At 53.5% G+C, this 1,609-nt stretch carries 1 rRNA gene; it reads right to left on the bottom strand.

Annotated elements, in window-relative coordinates:
• Nucleotides 1-147 precede the first annotated feature (147 nt).
• Nucleotides 148-1,609, bottom strand: a 16S ribosomal RNA gene (locus KIO97_RS08320); the annotation flags it as partial.

The following is a 1,609-nucleotide window of genomic DNA, read 5'->3' as shown; positions in this document are numbered from 1 at the left end:
GAACCCCTGTTACCGCCGTGAAAGGGCGGTGTCCTAGGCCTCTAGACGAACGGGACACTAAGTCGAACATCTTGGGAGATGTTCTATCTCTTTTACTTTATAAACCGTATCAATCTGTGTGGACACTCATCGTGAGTAATCATCGTATAAGGAGGTGATCCAGCGCCAGGTTCCCCTAGCGCTACCTTGTTACGACTTCACCCCAGTCATGAACCACAAAGTGGTAAGCGTCCTCCCGAAGGTTAAACTACCTACTTCTTTTGCAGCCCACTCCCATGGTGTGACGGGCGGTGTGTACAAGGCCCGGGAACGTATTCACCGTGGCATTCTGATCCACGATTACTAGCGATTCCGACTTCACGGAGTCGAGTTGCAGACTCCGATCCGGACTACGACGCACTTTTTGGGATTCGCTCACTCTCGCAAGTTGGCCGCCCTCTGTATGCGCCATTGTAGCACGTGTGTAGCCCTACTCGTAAGGGCCATGATGACTTGACGTCGTCCCCACCTTCCTCCGGTTTATCACCGGCAGTCTCCCTGGAGTTCCCGACATTACTCGCTGGCAAACAAGGATAAGGGTTGCGCTCGTTGCGGGACTTAACCCAACATTTCACAACACGAGCTGACGACAGCCATGCAGCACCTGTCTCAGAGTTCCCGAAGGCACCAATCCATCTCTGGAAAGTTCTCTGGATGTCAAGAGTAGGTAAGGTTCTTCGCGTTGCATCGAATTAAACCACATGCTCCACCGCTTGTGCGGGCCCCCGTCAATTCATTTGAGTTTTAATCTTGCGACCGTACTCCCCAGGCGGTCTACTTAACGCGTTAGCTCCGAAAGCCACGGCTCAAGGCCACAACCTCCAAGTAGACATCGTTTACGGCGTGGACTACCAGGGTATCTAATCCTGTTTGCTCCCCACGCTTTCGCATCTGAGTGTCAGTATCTGTCCAGGGGGCCGCCTTCGCCACCGGTATTCCTTCAGATCTCTACGCATTTCACCGCTACACCTGAAATTCTACCCCCCTCTACAGTACTCTAGTCTGCCAGTTTCAAATGCAATTCCGAGGTTGAGCCCCGGGCTTTCACATCTGACTTAACAAACCACCTGCATGCGCTTTACGCCCAGTAATTCCGATTAACGCTCGCACCCTCCGTATTACCGCGGCTGCTGGCACGGAGTTAGCCGGTGCTTCTTCTGTCGCTAACGTCAAATAATGCAGCTATTAACTACACTACCTTCCTCACGACTGAAAGTGCTTTACAACCCGAAGGCCTTCTTCACACACGCGGCATGGCTGCATCAGGCTTGCGCCCATTGTGCAATATTCCCCACTGCTGCCTCCCGTAGGAGTCTGGACCGTGTCTCAGTTCCAGTGTGGCTGATCATCCTCTCAGACCAGCTAGGGATCGTCGCCTTGGTGAGCCCTTACCTCACCAACTAGCTAATCCCACCTAGGCATATCCTGACGCGAGAGGCCCGAAGGTCCCCCTCTTTGGCCCGTAGGCATTATGCGGTATTAGCCATCGTTTCCAATGGTTATCCCCCACATCAGGGCAATTTCCTAGGCATTACTCACCCGTCCGCCGCTCGACGCCGTTATCGTCCCC

Origin of the sequence: Vibrio sp. B181a, from assembly GCF_030248375.1 — a bacterium.
Taxonomy (GTDB): Bacteria; Pseudomonadota; Gammaproteobacteria; order Enterobacterales; family Vibrionaceae; genus Vibrio; species Vibrio campbellii.
This window is presented reverse-complemented; position numbering and strand designations above follow the sequence as displayed.